Annotated in this window: 14 protein-coding genes; 1 reads left to right on the forward strand and 13 read right to left on the reverse strand. The window is 48.1% G+C overall.

Translation table 11 applies throughout. The annotated features are described in order from the left end of the window. Positions 1-410: 410 nt before the first annotated feature. From GO755_RS23555 to GO755_RS23605, 11 genes are all read right to left on the reverse strand, one after another. Positions 411-1,163: an SDR family NAD(P)-dependent oxidoreductase gene (locus GO755_RS23555; protein ID WP_157587752.1), complete on the reverse strand. Its 753-nt coding sequence runs from the start codon at positions 1,161-1,163 to the stop codon at positions 411-413. 114 nt (positions 1,164-1,277) lie between these two features. After that, complete coding sequence (locus GO755_RS23560; protein ID WP_227687058.1) at positions 1,278-2,099, reverse strand: helix-turn-helix domain-containing protein; 822 nt, start codon at positions 2,097-2,099, stop codon at positions 1,278-1,280. 93 nt (positions 2,100-2,192) lie between these two features. Then, a complete protein-coding gene (locus GO755_RS23565; RefSeq protein WP_157587876.1) occupies positions 2,193-4,424 on the reverse strand; it encodes a B12-binding domain-containing radical SAM protein in 2,232 nt (743 codons plus the stop codon). 158 nt (positions 4,425-4,582) lie between these two features. Then, positions 4,583-7,036, reverse strand: a complete 2,454-nt coding sequence (locus GO755_RS23570) for an ABC transporter permease (RefSeq protein ID WP_157587753.1) — start codon at positions 7,034-7,036, stop codon at positions 4,583-4,585. Between the two features lie 240 nt (positions 7,037-7,276). Then, the gene (locus tag GO755_RS23575) at positions 7,277-8,449 is read right to left on the reverse strand and encodes a serine hydrolase domain-containing protein (protein ID WP_157587754.1); all 1,173 of its coding nucleotides are present in this window, start codon (positions 8,447-8,449) and stop codon (positions 7,277-7,279) included. A gap of 128 nt (positions 8,450-8,577) precedes the next feature. Then, positions 8,578-10,068 carry a serine hydrolase gene (locus tag GO755_RS23580; protein WP_157587755.1) on the reverse strand — a complete coding sequence of 497 codons (1,491 nt, stop codon included), beginning with the start codon at positions 10,066-10,068 and terminating at the stop codon, positions 8,578-8,580. 264 nt (positions 10,069-10,332) lie between these two features. Next, a complete protein-coding gene (locus tag GO755_RS23585) occupies positions 10,333-11,175 on the reverse strand; it encodes a DUF4097 family beta strand repeat-containing protein (protein ID WP_157587756.1) in 843 nt (280 codons plus the stop codon). After that, positions 11,175-12,047 carry a DUF4097 family beta strand repeat-containing protein gene (locus GO755_RS23590; RefSeq protein ID WP_157587757.1) on the reverse strand — a complete coding sequence of 291 codons (873 nt, stop codon included), beginning with the start codon at positions 12,045-12,047 and terminating at the stop codon, positions 11,175-11,177. Before GO755_RS23590 ends, GO755_RS23585 begins: the two co-directional genes overlap by 1 nt. A 110-nt stretch (positions 12,048-12,157) precedes the next feature. After that, on the reverse strand, positions 12,158-12,994 hold the full coding sequence (locus GO755_RS23595; protein WP_157587758.1) for a HEAT repeat domain-containing protein: 837 nt from the start codon (positions 12,992-12,994) through the stop codon (positions 12,158-12,160). Beyond that, positions 12,969-13,514, reverse strand: a complete 546-nt coding sequence (locus GO755_RS23600; protein ID WP_157587877.1) for an RNA polymerase sigma factor — start codon at positions 13,512-13,514, stop codon at positions 12,969-12,971. The genes GO755_RS23595 and GO755_RS23600 overlap by 26 nt, the downstream gene beginning before the upstream one ends. 129 nt (positions 13,515-13,643) lie before the next feature. Then, entirely contained in the window at positions 13,644-14,300 is a 657-nt protein-coding gene (locus tag GO755_RS23605; RefSeq protein WP_198174905.1) for an NAD(P)-dependent oxidoreductase, read from the reverse strand. 105 nt (positions 14,301-14,405) lie between these two features. Between GO755_RS23605 and GO755_RS23610 the strand changes: the two genes are divergently transcribed. After that, on the forward strand, positions 14,406-15,038 hold the full coding sequence (locus GO755_RS23610; protein WP_198174906.1) for a MarR family winged helix-turn-helix transcriptional regulator: 633 nt from the start codon (positions 14,406-14,408) through the stop codon (positions 15,036-15,038). Between the two features lie 113 nt (positions 15,039-15,151). Here the strand turns inward: GO755_RS23610 and GO755_RS23615 are convergent, their stop codons facing one another. Continuing rightward, the gene (locus GO755_RS23615) at positions 15,152-17,578 is read right to left on the reverse strand and encodes an ABC transporter permease (protein ID WP_157587761.1); all 2,427 of its coding nucleotides are present in this window, start codon (positions 17,576-17,578) and stop codon (positions 15,152-15,154) included. Positions 17,579-17,669: 91 nt separating this feature from the next. Next, positions 17,670-18,251: a hypothetical protein gene (locus tag GO755_RS23620; RefSeq protein WP_157587762.1), complete on the reverse strand. Its 582-nt coding sequence runs from the start codon at positions 18,249-18,251 to the stop codon at positions 17,670-17,672. Positions 18,252-18,294: the final 43 nt, after the last annotated feature.

Consider the following 18,294-nt stretch of genomic DNA (forward strand, 5'->3'; position numbering starts at 1 on the left):
ATAAAGCCATGACGAGACAAAAAAAGACTAGCGGTTGGTGAAAAATACAATCCAGTACCGCTGAATGACGTTTTTGTGTTTTCGTAATGGGTAAATTAATTAAGGTCTAGTTTATTGTTTAGACTTGATAAAAAACAATAAGTCACTTAGAATTTGGATGTAACTTATGTATTCAACGGTTTACTTATAAACAATAATGGAGCCAATATCTACCCATTATAATTCAAAGAGTAAACATATTTCGGGATTAACTTAAAACGGGTCTTTTCTAAAACCAATCAGACGTGACTGTTGAACGCTTGACTAGCTGAATGATTCTCAAATACGGCCCATAGCATACAGAAGCGGCTTGATTTCCCGATCAAGCCGCTTTACGCCAATGTGGTCTTGTTGTTTAGTTGCAATAGCTGCTAACGAGCTAAATAGCCGCCATCGACATTGTAATAGGAGCCTGTAACAAACGAAGCCTTGTCAGAACTTAGCCATAGGACTAATTCGGCAACTTCGGCAGATTCGCCTAAGCGACCGATCGGATGTAAGGCGATCAGCGCATCTCTTGAGGCCTGGTCCATTGAGCTTTCCACGAGTGGAGTTTTTATAAAGCCCGGACCAACGGCATTGATACGAACTCCTTTTGCGGCATATTCGACCGCTGCCGTTTCGGTTAAACCGATAACTCCATGTTTAGCAGCTACATAGGCTACTGAATTGGCAAACCCAACTTTGCCCAGTATGGAGGCCATATTAACGATAGTGCCACCTCCCGATTGAAGAATGGCCGGTAGTTGGTAGCGCATCCCGTAAAACACACCCGAAAGATTTATCTGAATAACTTTGTCCCAGCCATCCAGCGGATATTCACCTGTTGGAATGGTTGGTCCGCCAACGCCTGCGTTGTTACAGGCAATGTGCAACGCGCCGTATTTTTCAAGGGTTTGTTGCACCAACAATTCGTTGTCTGTTGGGCTACTGGTATCTGCCTTAACAAAAAAGGCTTCACCACCTGCCGCGATGATTTCGGCAACCGTTTCGTTACCACCTTTTTCTACAATATCACTAACAACAACCTTGGCACCTTCGGCCGCGTACTTTAACGCTACTTGTTTGCCTATACCTGAACCAGCTCCGGTTACAAGGGCAACTTTACCATTTAAAAGAGACATGATTACTACTATTTATTTGTTAGTAGAACGCCCAAACCGGTAAAATGGCTTCTGAAATCGATGTTACAATTGGTGCCTCTAATAGCACTATCTGGAAATGGAGGAAAGTACCAGTTAAGGATTTTCCTGTCGGAAACGCTCCGGAGAGAGACCGGTCTGTTTTTTGAAAAAACGGCTGAAATAGGATTGTTCCCGGAAGCCAAGCTCTATCGCGATTTCTTTAAATGACTTAACGCTGTGGCTAATCTCACGTTTAGCCTCAATGAGCGTGTAATTGTAAATAAGCTGGCTAACCGACAAATCCAGTTTCTCTTTCACTAGTTGATTGAGACGCCTGGCAGTAAGGCCAATCTGGTCCGCGTAGAAGCTGGCAAACTTCTGCGTTTTGTAATGGCTGCCGATGAGTTCAAACAATTTACGCATGCGCTCGTCCTGATAGGCGTCCGTTGCTTCAGAATTATGGCTCAGTCGCAGAATGTGTACAAGAAAAGCGTTCGTGTATAGGTGAAGCAATCGGTTTCCCTGTTGCAGTTTGCTCTCTAGTTGCATCAGCTCAAACAGATGAGTCAATGGTTCAACCAGTTCATTGGGTAGGCTAATGCCCGCATTGTTAAACGGTGCGAATAAAAAACGGAGGTCATCTTCCTCAATGCTATCAAAAAAACGTTTGGAAAAGATAATTGTCCGGGTATTAGGCGCATCTCCCGGAAGTGAATGTACCTGATTACGAGCTACCAGATACACCATATTCTTTTTGATCGGGTATGGATCAAAATCGATATAATGTAATCCTGCATCTTCCAGGAACCAGATTATTGCGAAGAAATCGATCCGGTGACTAATGCCAAACTCGCCCAGCTTAATTCCATCTGTATAGGACGCGTAAAAGTCCGTTTGAGGCAAATGATGAACCGGTATCTCCGCTGAAATTTTCAAGTTGAAACAGAAGATTAGTACGGCCAATTTAACGTATTTAGCGTCATTCCTTCAGTCTACAGACGGTTTTATGCGAAAGAGAATCGGGCTGATTTATAGCACTAGCAACCCTGCCGTACGCCAATCCGCCCAATCTTCGGTTTGCTGAAAGGCGACGAAGCTGCCCAGGCCAGCCTGCTCAAACGTGGTTCGTACTTGTTGGAGGGTCAATGGTTCTGGTGCGTTCAGGCTAAGTTGTGGCCAGTGCTGCATCAGCCATTGGCCCATTGTCAAGGGTAGATCCAGCACCAGATCATCCTGCCGTCGGGCAAAAGTTAGTTCTGCTTGTGGCACAGATTTTTTCTGCGGGGACGATCGACGTCCCCGGCGTGGTTCCACCACGGTCAGCGTGGGTGCGTGACCTGGCCAGACCACCAGCGCATGACTGCGCAGTAGGTCTTCGGTGGTATCGGCAATAGCAGTTTCAATGTAATCGGGTGGTACGGTAGTAGGTGGTACCCGGAATGTAAACCAACTGGCAAGTGGCATTTCCAGCCCGACGCCATGCATGTAATTGAACAGCGACTTCTGCAAACCCTTGGAAAAACGGTCGTGGTCGGCCCCCAGCGGATCAGCGTGGTCAAGATCATTGTCGGCAAAGGGACCATCAATAGGGCCGATGCGCTGTACGTCGAAACCGGCCGGATGGAGGCCCACCGGACTGTGAGCGGTCATCGCAAATCGATGCCAGAAGCCGGATTGAACCACCCCGATGGCAAACAACTGCCGCACCATTTCCAGGGAATCGATGGTTTCCTGGGCAGTTTGCGTCGGAAAACCGTACATCAGATAGGCATGAACCATAATGCCAGCGGTGGTGAAGTGATTGGCCACACGAGCCACCTGCGCCACGGTCACGCCTTTCTTCATCCGTTCCAGCAATCGATCCGACGCCACTTCCAACCCACCGGAAACGGCAATACAACCCGACAGTTTGAGCAGTTGGCACAAATCGGCCGTGAATGCTTTCTCGAACCGGATGTTAGTCCACCAAACCACCGTTAGCCCCCGGCGCAGAATTTCCAGCGCCAGATCTCGCATGAGGGCAGGTGGAGCAGCTTCATCCACAAAGTGAAAACCGTTCTGTCTGGTTTGGTCCATAATGGTTTCAATACGGTCGCAGAGCAGCCCGGCAGTGAGCGGTTCATATCGGGCAATATAATCGAGGGATATATCACAGAACGAGCATTTGCCCCAGTAGCAGCCGTGGGCCAGGGTTAGCTTATTCCAGCGGCCATCGCTCCACAGCCGGTGCATGGGATTAGTTACCTCAATTACCGACAGATAATCGTTGAGGGGCAAATCGGCATAATCGGGAGTGCCGGTATCGCGCTGGGCTACATCCCGGTCGGTGGCACCATTTTGATAGACCACTTTTCCATCTACCCGCATAAATGTCCGTTTCAGTTTGGCAGCTTCCCGCTGACCACGCAGATGTTCGAGCAACGAGCGCAGGGGTGCTTCGCCATCGTCCAAACTCACGAAATCCACGTAATCGAACAGGCGCGGTTCACGCAGACTGCGGAGTTCGGTATTGGCATAGCCTCCGCCCAATACCACCCGAACAGCCGGATAGTGCAGCTTCAAATGTCGTCCGCATAGCAATGCGCCGAACAGATTTCCCGGAAATGGCACTGTCAAACAAACCACCGTTGGCTGATACTGAATCATTTTCTGATCCAGCAGACGCAACAGCGTTTTGCCAACTAGTGTATCGGGTGCCGTCAGTTCAGCCTGCAGATCATCAAAATGGGTAGCGGTTCGACCCAGCCGTTCGGCGTATCGGCTGAATCCAAAATGTGGGTCAATGGCTTCGGCCAGTAAATCGCCAATATCTTCCAGATAGAGGGTGGCCAGATGGCGTGCTTTATCGTGGAGCCCCATAGTCCCGAAGGCCCAGTCTAGTTCATCGACCTCGGCAAAACGGGAGGCTTCGGGCAGGTAACTCCGGTCGGCAATTGCGTGAGCCAGCGTGGGATTTCGGTGCTGCAAAAAACGGATCGTTGGCTCAATCGTTGCTACATAATCGGCTCGTAGCCGCAACATTCGCTGGCTGTTTTCGCTCAGATCAGCTACTGTGGAGGCTGTCGCAAATAGGTCTGTCAGCCCTTTTTTGGAGAAAAGATTCAGGATCGTTTCAATACCCAGATCTGCCTGATGCGCCACCACCGAGCCACCATCAGCCATAGAAAGGGTGTTTAGGTAACCTTTCAGGTAGGCAGTAGCGGGGTAGGGTGTATTCAACTGAGTAAAGGGTGGCGTCAGCAGCAGCACGCGAGTGGTCATGAGCGTATCCCGGAATGGCATTCCAGGCGTTAATGAATAATCCCCCAACGAATACGCGCGGTATATCATTCCAGGCTACGCAGTTCCACTTCAGATATACTCGTTCGAGCTGCGACTTTAAACGGTTCACGCACGAGATGCCAGTTAGCCGAAAAAGCCTACTCCGAATGCAAACTCTTGATTGGATTGACCAGAGCGGCTTTTATCGCCTGGGAGCTGACCGTCAACAGCGCAATGCCCATGGCCAGTAAACCCGCCAGAGCAAACAGCCACCACTCGATTGTAACCTTGTACGCGAAGCCCTGTAGCCATCTATTCATCGCGTACCAGGCAATGGGAGAGGCAATAACGATGGCAATGCCAACTAGTTTTACAAAATCTGTAGACAGTAACGTAACAATACTACCAACGCTGGCACCCAGCACTTTCCGAACGCCAATCTCTTTGGTACGTTGCTGCGCGGCAAAAGCCGCCAGCCCGAATAGACCCAGGCACGAAATCAGAATGGCAATGAAGGTGAAGTAGCTTACAATACCCGAAGTGCGGGCATCTGCCTGATAATTTTTCTGGAAATCTTCGTCCAGAAAACTGTATTCAAACGGGTCGTTGGGCAGTAGCGCTTTCCATTTTCGTTCGGCCAGAGCAAGTACATCGTTGGCCTGAGCAGTGTTGACGTGAACGATCAGGTAATTGTAATTGGGCGAATTATTCAGCAGAAACGCGTATGGTTCAATGGAATGGTGCAGGTCTTCGAAATGAAAATCTCTGATTACGCCCACTACTTCCAGAAAAGAGCGATGCCCTTCCTCCCCAAAATTGAGCTTATAACCAATCGCTTTTGACAAGGGAACGCCCAGTTTACGCAGGGTAGTTTCGTTAACAATGGTTCGCTGGTTGGTATCGGCCAGAAAAGCGGGCGAAAACAGTCGACCTTTTACTACCTTGAATCCCATAAGTTGCATGAAGCCCTGGTCTACAAAGTTCAGTTTCACGTACTGCTGTTGACTCGTAGTTTGATCAGGCCGATAGAGGCCCACGTCATTCGGGCTTAAAATGCCGGGATAAAATTTAGCACCGGCGGCACCCGTAACCTGACTGATCTGCTGAATTTCATCCCGCAGGGTTGGGTACGCTTTATGGGAGTCGTCGCTACGCATGGGAATAATCAACTGCTGATCTTTGGTAAAGCCCAGGGATTGATTACGCAAAAACTTCATTTGCTGCTGAATAACCAGCGTTGACAGAACCAGCCCAATCGAAATCACAAATTGAAACACAACCAGCCCCCGACGTAGTGTTGTGGCGGAAATAGAATTGGCAAATCGCCCTTTCAACACCTCGACCGGATTGAATACCGACAGATAAAAGGCGGGGTAACTTCCGGCTAGTAAGCCAGTCAATAGCGCCAACGTGATAAAGGCCGCAATTGTCTTTGGTTCGATGAGCGTTGAGAAAGCTAACGACTTGCCCGCTAACTGATTAAATACGGGCAGAAGCAGCGCAACAAGCCCAATGGCGATGACTAATGCCAGTGAAGTCAGTACCATCGACTCACCCAGAAATTGCCGAACTAAGCCGCCACGTCCGGCACCCATCACCTTGCGAATGCCTACTTCGGCAGCTCGTTTGGCTGAGCGAGCCGTAGCCAGATTCATGAAGTTGATACAGGCAATTAGCAAGGTGAACAGAGCAATCGATGCCAGTATGTAGAGGTACGTGACACTGCTTGTTGGTGTCACAACCTCCCGAATTTGTCCATGCAGGTGCAAATCCGGTACGGCAACTAACGAAATCTTCTTGTCCATCCCTGCACTCTTAAGTCCTTCTCGGGCATACTTTTCGATGAAGGCGGGCAGTTTTCTATTCAACTGTTCTGCATCGGCGCCCGGCCTTAAGCGCAGGTACGTATAGAACATATTGTTGTAGTAGAAATTCTGCTCGTTCTCCCGCAAGAAGTGCCCCACCCAACCAGCGCTCATGGGTACGAAGAAGCGCGCGTCGATGTGCGAACGGGCGCTCTCGTCGCGGAATACGCCCGTGACCTTAAAGGTTTCGCCATTGCCCGTTGAGCCGTTAATCTGGATCAGTTTGTTGAGCGCTGGGACATCGCCAAACAACTTGTGCGCCACGTCCTCCGACAACACAACGGAATGAACATCCTGCAATGCAGTTTTTGAGTCGCCTTCAGTAAACTGATAGGTAAACAGATCGAAGAATGTCGAATCGGCCTGATACCCATTGGTTTCGTAGAAGGATTGCGTAGGTTGGCCGGGTTGCCGAACCTGAAGCATGATTTTGCTTTCACTGAAATTTGTCTTCAATCGGGTTACCTGTTCCACTTCAGGGAATTCTGCTTTGAGGGCGGCTGCGTAAAGCGACGGTTCTCGGGGATTTTCTGTTTCGACTCCGGTTGACTCCGTTGTTTTACTTTTCACCAGATACAGATCATTAGCGTATTGATGGTGCTTATCGTATGAAAGTTCGCTGCGGATATAGAGCACCAATAGCATGCAGCAAGTCATACCCACCGACAAGCCAAGAATATTAATGGCCGAAAAAGACTTACTGCGGAGCAGATTCCGCCAGGCGATTTTGAGGTAGTTGCGAAACATAGTGGAAGGAGAGGATTTAGGAGAAGGGAGGTTTGATATATAGAGTTGCTACCTCGCCACAGGGGCCACCTCACCCCCGGCCCCTCTCCTAAAACAGGAGAGGGGTGACTCGCGAGAATAAGATCTCGCTCTTTATTAGATTTTTAGGTGAGAGGCTAAAAAAAGGACGAGACTGCTCCCCTCTCCTGAAAACAGGAGAGGGACTGGGGACAGTCGGCCGCTGCCGTGAGGTGAAATCGATCAATTAGGCAAGACAACGGCCCGCTCATCAAGTGCTTTGGCAACCTGGTTCGTTAGGGCTGTGATTCGGGAAGCTGTCTTGCGATCACATTCGTTGGAGAGAACGACAATGCCCATATTCAATTCGGGATAGTTGACGCATAAGCTGCTGTAGCCAGGGATGTTGCCGTCTTGCCAAATAGCCCGATAACCCGATGATTTCAGCATTTGCCAGTTCAACCCTGCCGAGTAGCGATCAATATCGCCCCAGGTTGGCCGGTGAGCTAGTTTTGCCACTTCGGTCTCTTCTTTAACATTCCATTGACTGTATTTCAGCATATCGGCCACGGTCGATTTCAGTGCGCCAGCTCCCTGAAGTTGATCCGGGATCGGTGGCATCTGCACGCCGGTGCAATTATAGCCTTTTGCGAAACTAACCTGCTCCGAAGGTGTCAGCTCAATTTTTGTGTCGTCCATGGCCAGCGGCTGGGTCAGTTTCAGGCGTACAAGATTCTCGAACGGTAGGTTATATACTCGCTCTAAAATATAACCCAGTAACTGAGCGCCCGCATTGGAGTACTTAAACATATGGCCCGGCATAGCATCCAGTTTCACCTTATGCAGGTCTTCATAGAAATCAGCTCGGGTATAGTTTTGGAGGAGTTCGGTGGCAATTGCCGATGAAGGTATCGCTGTATTGGCAAACGCATCCGGAACATCAGGCAGCAGGAACGGTAAGCCTGATCGGTGATTGAGCAAATGAAAGAGCCGGATTGGCTGCCCTGCATATTCCAGATTTGGATAATTGCCCGTCAGGTATTTACGAATATCATCGCCTAGTTTTACTTTCTTTTCCACAACCGCCTGCGCGAGCAAGGCCCCTGTAAATGTCTTGCTAATTGACGCGATCGGGTATATCGTCTGGCTGGTCGGAAGTTGTTGTTTGCCCTTTTCAACCGTACCGTAGTTATATACGTACGTTTGACCATCTTTAAAAATACCTACCGAAAGTCCTACGGATTCGGGTGCCGTCATGAACTGTTGAGCTGCCTGTTCAACAATCGTATCGACTGATGTCTTCAATGGATTATCGGTCAACGCTTTCTTCAGCAATGTCGGGATTGCAATGGACCGCTTTGGATTGATAAGTCCGTATGGAAAGAGTAAAAATGCAGAGATGAGCCAGGCATTCATAGGGAGTAGTCTGGTTTAGAGGCTTGCTGTTTGCAGTAAAGATGCAGTTTCCCGCACGCGGGTTGCGTGCGTTGTCTTAAGAATGAAACTATTTCTGTTTCCAGTAGCAGTTCGCCCTTTGGAGCGAGCTACTTTTCAGTTAGTTCACCAATTTTTTTGAGATAATCGGTGGCATTTGTGTTCTGTGGGTTCAACGACAGCGACTGCTTATAATTCTCGATGGCCAGCTTGCGGTTGCCGATGCGCTCGTAAGTTTCGGCCAGACTATCGTACGTATTCCAGCCTTTAGGAAACAAACTGACGTTCAGCTTAAAGATTTCAATGGCCTCTTGTAATTTGTTCTGCCCAACCAGCGAGTAGCCCCAGCCGTTCACATAATTTTCGGTGAGGTGAAGTTCGGGATGTTTCTTCCGAACATCCCTTACTACGTTGATCGTCTGTCCATAACCTCGCTTTTTCAGCTCATTGGTCAGCATCGTCAGGGCGATTGGTTCGCCGTAGAAGACTTCCATAATCTTTTTAGACAACTCGCCGAGTCGATACTGCGTTTCCTGATCGGCATCATTGGCGAGTAACACAAGACCTACCTTTTGATCGGGATATAAGTCGCAGAAACTGGCAAAGCCGAACGTACCACCCGAATGCTCAACCTGTCGTTTGCTATCGATGGTTTTATGGAGAAACCAGTTCAGCCCAAACGCCTGATTGTCGAAATTACCCCAGGTTAGCTGATGGGTTAATTGCACCGCTTTGTTCCGTTCGTCTAACTGATAGGCTGCGTATTTCAGCAGATCAGTAGCGCTATAACGAAGTCCGCCAGCAGCCTGCATCGCTTTCATGGTAAATTCGGGCATCGGATTGCCTTTTCCGTTATAACCCTTGGCAAACAGATCAGAAGAGGAGGCTGACCCAAAGGTATTACGCATCTGGAGCGGTTCTTCGATCTTTGTTCTGATTAACTCTTCGTAAGGCATCTGGTAGATTTTTTCCAGAATGTAGCCTACTAATTGAGCCGCTACGTTGCAATGACGCGGATTCTGACCGGGAGCTGCTTTGAGCTTTACTGCGCGCAGATCGTTAAAGAAATCCTGTTTTGTATAGTGAGTCAACTCATTCACAACCCGAAACGGAACAGAATCGGGACTAACCTCTTTGAAACGATCAGGCTGGTCAGGAAAATTGTCCGGTAATTCAGATGTCCAGTTAGTCAGATTGACCAGTCGGATAGGTTTGCCCTCATAGGCCAGATTCGGGTAATCACCGTCAAGGTATTGGCGGATATCATCGTCAAGTTTGGCGCGTTTTTCGAGGACGGCCTGGGCTAGCAGAAGACTCCCAAACGTTTTACTGATCGAGCCAATTTCGTAAATCGTATTCTGCGTAGGCACCTGATCTTTGCCTTTCTCCGTCGTTCCGAAATTGTAGAAAGTGGTCTTCCCATTTCGGACAATGCCAATCGACAAACCTACGTGTGTTTTCTCCTGAACGAAGGCTGTTCCCAACTGCCGAATGGCCGTTTCAGGGTTGGCTTTTTCCGTGGATGGCTTCACCTGCCCAGAGGCTAATTCGGTTGTGAGCGCGAAAAAACAGAGAGCAAGAATGAGGTGTTGGTTACGCATAAATGTTGATTAGTAAAACCCGATCAGGTTTTTATTGTATTGATTAGCAGGAGATTGTCTGCTTGGTATCCTCGGTCTGTGTCCTCACAGAACGCCTGTGACTATCCCTGCCTAAAGCGTTCTGTGAGGACACAGACCGAGGATACGACTTCAATAATTTACTCACTGTGTGACCCCGACGGGGTCAAAAGTTTATAGAATGATCATCAGTGCTATAAACATCTGACCCCGTCGGGGTCACACAAAGTGTCGTTCAATTTAAATTTACTTCGCTTTGCGGATGTAAATATTCCCGTTCATGTTCTTCATCATGACTTCGGGGCCACCACCATTGATTTTTCCGTACACCCAATCATCAATCTTCACCTGATACATACCCGATTGGTTAGTACGGTTCACTTTGGGCTGGTTTTTATCGACATCAATGTCGAAATCGCTATAAATATCGCCCCGATCAGATTTGAGTTTGCTGTTCGCTTTTACGCTGGCGGGGAAGGTTACATCGACATTGCCGTTCAACGTAGAGAATGCCATGGGCGTATCTGAATCAATGGATTTGAAACTGGCAATCAGGTTTCCATTTACCGTATTTGCCACAACAGAACCGGAAACGTTGGTCATGTGGATGTAGCCGTTTACGTTCGTTGCTTCCAGGGTACCGCTCACGTTCTCGATTTCAATCGTACCATTATTGATGGTACTCACCTTCATCGAAAAACGCTGAGGTACTTTAATCGTCAGGTCAATAGTCTGTCTGGTTGTATTGGCGTTGACGTTTATGTTGTTGTTTTTCTCTTCGGCACTAACGTCGAGCGGCAAGCCCGTTGCAATGCGTTTCATGCCGTTGGAATTTCGATCAGAGCGGTCATCATCATCGTCGCGTCGTCCGCGTTTTGGGCTGGCCACAATGTCGATTACTACGTCTTTGCCGCTGTAACCAACTACGTGAACAGAGCCATTAATAAGGCCTACGCGCAAATTGCCTGGCTTCGATGGGTCGCTTAAGGGAACGACTAATTGCTCTTTCACTTCATTCTGAGCTGCTAATGGGCGGGTAGCGAGCAGCCCGATGAACAGGAGTCCAATTGTCAAATTACTAGTTTTCATTAGGATTGTTTTTTAATGTAAATGCTTCCGTTAAATGTTTCAAACTTGAAGGTCTTACCGCCATTGCCGATTCGAATAGCGATGTTTTTGTTGAGCTTGTAGACCGTTCCTTCACCGTTGTGCTCAGTCGTTTTAATCGCCTGCACTGGCAAAACCTCTGTATTAGGGAAATCGGTGAAAAACTTGCCCTGGAATGTCTTGAATTGCAGATCAGCCGATAGATTGGCCGGGTAACTCACATTGATATTTCCGTTGAGCGTGTAATAGGACGAGTTTTCGGGTGGATTTGCTACATAATCGACGTCGAGATTTCCGTTGATGGTGTGGGCGTCTGTCGTGCCTTTTATGTTCGTCAGCGTGATGGCTCCATTTACATTACGCGCTCTGAGTGTTCCGTTAACGTCTTTGACCGTCACATTGCCCCGGTTAACCGTCGACACGACAAGGTTCATTTGGTTTGGGACTTTCACCGTGAAATTGAGTGTAAAATCATAGTCAACATCCCGGTCGTTATTATTCCAGTTGTTCCGGTTTCGGCTCCGTCGGGGACGTGAATCGAAGGGCTCGGCGATATAGGCCACAATGCTGTCGCCCTGCTGGCCGAACTGAAGCTGGAATTCTTTTTTGCCGATTTCCAGATCCTCATTGTTTTTGGCAGTAATGGACTTATCCACCTCTATCACGACCTTGTCGCCCGAATAGCCTTCGACTTTAATAAAGCCATTGACGTTGTAAATAGCCAGCGCACCCGTTGCGGCCTTCGATACGGTAAATTCTTTACTAACATGCTCTTTAAATTCCTGAGCAGTTGCCGGCGTTTGGGCACAAGAGAGCACCAACCCCGCCAGTACGGGGATAATAAACAGTTTCATCGTTGTTGTTTGGATTTAAGGTTTTTGTTTTTTGTCATCCCGACGCAGGAGGGATCTTAAAGCGTACTATTCCGAAGATCCCTCCTGCGTCGGGATGACAAAAAAGAATATTAGGACAAGTCCCGGATACTTTGCTCGATTTTGCCTTTGACTAAGTCGTTCAGGTTGTCGTTTCGAAGCAATTCCCGAAGGTGCTTGACGGATCGTTTCTCCTGTAGTTTCACCATCACATCCGCCAGCGCTGACTGAACTAATGGTGATTCCTGTTGCGTGATGGACAGTACCAAACCTTCGCGGACTTTTGCATTATCGGCCAGTTTGGCGAGCGCTTCCAGCGTAACCAGGCGCACATTCACATTATCATCGTTGTTGAGTGTAGTCAGTAAGGCTTCAATTACTCGCCCATCTGTCTGATTGATTTCTTCGGTATAACTCACAGCCCGGAGTCGCTCAGAAGCAGATGGATTTTCCAGCAACGAGAGCATCATCATCTGGCGCATTTCCTGCACCTGCGTTGAGAGCGTGTCAATCTGTTGTTTGTAAGCTACCGTTGGTGAGTTGGCGTGGTTTATCCAATAACCGGCACCCAAACCAACAGTTAACAGAATAAGACTATAGGCCAGTCGGAGTGCGTTTTGGGGAACCCAAAGCTCCCGTAATTTCGCTAGTATCTGATCAAATATGCTTTCCTGTTTTTCGGTAACGGTTTCCTTATACGTATCCAGCATCGCCTGAAACCGAACCCGTGCCATTGGACTAGGCTCCGGCGTGGGCAGGTTTCCCATGAGCTGCCAAAGCTGCCGGGTCGAATCGGCTTCTGCCTGGCAAGCTGGGCACTGCGCCAGATGAGCTTCCAGACTCACCCGTTCAGCATCCGGTAATTGGTTGCTTAGCCAGTCGGTTAGCTGGTTTGTCGTCTGTTCACAGTTTATTGGCAATTTTTCCATTCTCAATCGTCAGATAAATTTTCTTTAACTCGTTCATCGCCCGGTGTACCCGCACTTTTATCGCTCCCTCCGTCGTATTCAGCACCCGCGCAATTTCCTCGTACTTTAATTCCTGAAATCGACTCAGTACCAGTACTTCGCGATTCTCAGCACTTAACTTCGCCATGGCCCGATGCAGCATATCCAGTTCCTGTTCTTTCTGTACATGCTCATCGGCGGCTGGTCCTCCTCCAATTCGTTCGGCTACATCGGCCAGATCGTACTGATGCGACGAACGTTTGTTCTGTTTACTATGATCGGCCAGTACGTTCCGGGCCAGATGGTACATCCAACTTCTAAACTCACCATCACCCGTGAACGTATGCCGATACTTGAGCATTCTGTAGAACACAGTTTGCACCATGTCCTCGCTGGCTTCGCGCTGATTTGTCATGTGGAAAAGAAAGCCGAGTAAGGGACGATTGTATCGCTCGAAGAGCAAGCCCATCGTATCCATATTGCCTGCCTTTACCTGCAGCATCAGCGCGTTGTCTGTCAGAGAGCTCAACCGAATTTATGTCGTTGTTTACTGTTATTTGGACTGGAAACCGTGCGAAATTGGGAAGGTTACAGAAAAAAGTAAATTTTTTTTTCTAATGGCGTACCAACATCAATTCGCTACTTCAACCACTGCTCGAATCATCTGTGTATCAGTAATATGATCCAGCATAAAACAAGCCAGATCAGCACGGCTAATTTGGAAACATCTCACTAAATAATCATTGATGGCGTAGCGATACGTTCCCGTCAGCGGCTTATCTATAAGTCGGGGTGGGCGTACCGATGTCCAGTCGACAGAGCTTTGTTTTAAGATTTGCTCCATCAGTCGGGTATCGGCGTATATGTGTTTGAATATCCGTGACAGAACGTATTTCGTGAGCATACGCAATGCCCAGGGTAGTTTTGGACTAACCTCAATGGCAGATGATGAGATACATATCAGTCGTTTAACGGTTGTTCCCTGCATAGCCTTCAATATGTTGGCAACGCTAACTGAATAAACGGTTGTGGGTTTTAGCTTCTTGACCCCCAGACAAGATACAACCGCATCGTGTCCATCCACTTCTGCCGCGAATGTATTAAGCTCCATTGAGTCGCCTTGGACAACCCGCAGATTCGGGTGCTGTTGCGTAATCGTAGCTGGATTTCGAACGATGGCTGTAATCCGATGACCCGCTGCCAGAGCTAGTTCGACAAACTGTTTTCCTGTACCACCCGTTGCGCCGAAAACCAGTATGGATAAGGGTGTTTGAGTTGATGTGTTCATGTTATTACTTCGTTTTCGTAATTGTTTTTGTGAATGTACAACGCTTACGTAATTAAAATAAACCCGAAGCATTATTTTTATTTTTGCTACGAAAACGAACTAACTGTGAATAAAACCGTAGCCTTAGTCAATTTGTGGGGGGAGTTTGAGGAGAAGCATCCAGATGCCAGTATCGAAGATTTCTGCCGATATCAGCTTATTCAGCAGCGTGAAGCGGCTACGGCTACGGATAAACCGATGGCAAGTGGGCCGCTACCCATGCATCCCAACGGTCAGTTGCTACGTCTGATTGGGCGAGTTAACAAGCTAAACATGGTATATGCCTATGCCGCTTTGGAGGGTACGGGCGTCAATCAACTGGAAGAGTTTGGGCTGCTGATGCACATTAGTCAGGCGAAAAATCCCCGGAAGACAGAGATCATCTACAGTAATCTGATGGAGCTTTCGAGCGGAACCGATATGTTGAATCGCCTGAAAAGCCGTGGCTTTATCCGGGAGTATGACGATACTGAAGACCGACGCTCGAAGCGCGTGGAATTAACAGAAGAAGGACTCGCCGTCATCGCGATCTGCCGACAGAAAATCAGTCAGTTGGCCGGCATGATGCTCCATAACATGGCCGACGACGATATTCAACTGTGTATTAAGCTGTTGAAGGGTGTTGAGCAGGAGTTTTCGGCAAGATTACCGGGTGATAAAGGGAAGAAATTTGACGAAATTGTTCGGGAGGTAATGTAGAGACGCAATCCCTTGCGTCTACTCTCCCGAATGGATTTTAACCGAATGGTTTTCTGTATTTGGGTACTAATTGCTGACGCATGAGGAGAGACGCAAGGGATTGCGTCTCTACGTTATTCGGACCGCAAACTCTTCACCGGATTCATAAGCGCGGCTTTTACGCTTTGCAAACTCACGGTTAACAACGCAATGCCGACGGCCAGCAAACCGGCGAGGGCAAACATCCACCATTCGATGTTGATTTTGTAGGCGAACGCCTGGAGCCAATTGTTCATGGCGTACCACGCTATGGGCGATGCAATGAGGATAGCGACGGCAACCAGCTTCAGGAAATCTTTAGATAAGAGCGTGATGATACTGCCTACCGATGCGCCCAACACCTTACGAACTCCAATTTCTTTGGTACGTTGTTCCGTCGCATAAGCGGCTAATCCAAATAAACCCAGACAGGCAATCAGAATGGCCAGACTCGATGCCAGCGTAAAAATGGAACCGTATTGCTGCTCGGTCTGGTACTGTTTGTTATAGTGTTCATCGACGAAATAATACTCGAACGGATTGCCTGGGAATAGCTGCTTGTAGAGCTTTTCCAGCTCGCCAACCTTGGCCTGCATGTTGTCCGTCGCCAGTCGAACAGTATAGTTCGAGTTGGGATAGCCGGGAAAAATAATCAGGGGTTCGATAGCTTGTTGGAGCGACTGATGATGGTAATCATTGATGACACCAATCACTTCCAGTTCATTGCCAAACTTTATTTTCTGTCCAACCGCGTCCTGTGCTGATGCAAAACCAAGTGATTTAGCCGCTTTTTGATTGATCAGCACCCGGTTGGCATCCGTTCCTTTGGCACACATTTCGGGCGTGAAATTTTGCCCGGCAGCCAGGGTGATACCGTAGGTTGGCAGAAAACGATCATCGCTATAGGTAAATGCGTAGCTTTTCTTTTCGTCGCCGGGCACCGGATTCAGGCGCGTAACACCATCGGAATTGAAATTATACCAGCCACCGGGCACACTCCCCGAATTGCAATAACCATCGACATACGGCAGACTGGCTAGTTCATTGCGAAAGGCAGTTTTTCCGGCTCGTCGGGTCGAATCGGCACCCACTTCAGCACCTTTAATGACCAGCAATTGCTTGAGGTTCATGCCTAGATTCTGATTCTGCATGAACGATAATTGCTTGTACAGAACGACTGTGGCCACCATCAACACAATCGAAATAGAGAATTGGAAAACAACGAGCGTCTGCCGCACCCGAACACCTTGCCCCGACCGAACAAAGGCATTTTTTACGATGCTAATTACTGGAAAACCTGACAGCGCAAAGGCAGCATAACTCCCTGAAGCAATCGCGCCCAGCAAAACGGCTCCGGCTCCAACAATCCATAATGGACTCTGGCTAATTGATTTTAATGATAAGTTTTTGTCAATCAATTGGTTAAACGGTTCCTGGAGTAAGGTAATCAGCAGGATCGCCAGACCTAAACCCAGCGCATTTAGAAGCAGAGACTCGCCCAGAAATTGACCGATAATTTGCCCCCGATTCGCGCCAACTACTTTTCGAACACCAACTTCTTTGGCTCGTTTTAAGGCCCCCGCTGTCGATAGATTAATGTAATTGAGCCAGGCAATTACCAGAATCAGGAAGGCAATGCCGCCCAACATGTAGACAAAGCCAACTTTACCGCTGGTTGGTCGGGTGTCGCTTAAGCCATCACCAAGGTGTATGTACGTAAGCGGTTGTACGCTGGCTGTTTCGGTTGCTTTAGGCCGCGCTTTCGAAATCAATTCACTCGCTTTTGCCTGAAACGCAACAGGATCGGCTTGTGGATCAAGCAGAACGAATGTTTGCGAAAAAGCACCTTCCCAATTATCTAATCGCGCCCAGTCATTGCCATTCCGATTGGCGTCACTTTCGAGCGTACTAAGCGAATACGCCATATCGAACTGCAAATCGGAATTTGCCGGAACGTCGGCAAAAACGCCTACGATCGTGTAGGGCAATTTGCCAAACTGGCTATTCAGGGTCAATATTTTACCAATCGGGTTTTCTGCACCGAAATATGTTCGTGCTTTTGTCTGCGAAAGGGCAACCGTGTTTGGCTGGTATAGTGATGACGAACCTGCTACCACCGGAAATGAGAAGATGCGAAAGAAATCGCCATCGACGGTTAGCGAGTTTGTTTCCCGAAATGATCGTATAGCCTGCGTTTTACCAGCCTCCGGTACGGTAACAATACCCTGCTGAACAGACGTGATACGGCTAACCGCTTTAACTTCACCAAACTGCTTTTTCAGGGTCGTCGCGATGGCCGAAGGCACATAATCGTCGGACTTGCCATCCTTGTGTTGCAGGAGTATACGATACGTATTGGCCAGATTCTGGTGGAATTGATTGTAGCTTTTTTCGAAGCTAATGTACTCCAGAATCAGAACGAAAGCCGCAATACCAAGGGCCATTCCAGCAATATTGATGAGCGAAAACACGCGATTTTTGCTCAGGTTGCGAAATGCGATTTTAAGGTAGTTGAGAAGCATAGTTTTGATAGATCATTTGTTGAGAATAGGGCATAAAAAAAGAGGCATAAGGTGAATTTAAAGCCTTATGCCTCTTTTTTCAGTGCCAATGCTATTGATTACCGGTCTTGATACCGAAACTGCGTTCGGTTTCTTTGATGATGGCTTGTTTTTCGCGCTCTGATTTGCCGAGCACATTGGCCGTACGTTCGATAATCAGCTCTTCGCCATCTTTCTCGAAGGAGTACTGCATCCAAAGCCGACCGTTTTCTTTGTCTTCTTTAACCAACACCGACGTTGGAGCTACATCGCTGGGAGACAGAGAAGAACTGGAATTCGCTTCCATCCGATCACGTGATGGCTCATCTGAACGAGAATAGGAGGTTACCTGTACGTCGGTCTGTCTTTTTCTAGCCCGTGCTTCGTGTTTCCGGTCAATGATTAGTTCACTCGATTGATTATCAACAAACCGATCCAGTGAGTCGATGATATGGTTTTCCAGCGCTTTTATTTCGCTCTTATCCATGTCTTCGATATCGAACGAACGATTATAGTGGACTGAGCGTCCCTGTTGTTCAATATCAACGCGAATACGAAGCTCCCGACCATCGGTCGTGATATTTTTACTGGACGACCGTTGGGCTACTGCACCGAAACCAATCGAGAGTAGCAACAGAGTAAAGAGCGTTTTCATAAAACGGCAGAAATTGCGTAGAATTTGAGGTAAGTAGAATTAC

It is taken from the genome of Spirosoma arboris, from assembly GCF_009754945.1.
In the GTDB taxonomy this organism is placed as follows: Bacteria; Bacteroidota; Bacteroidia; order Cytophagales; family Spirosomataceae; genus Spirosoma; species Spirosoma arboris.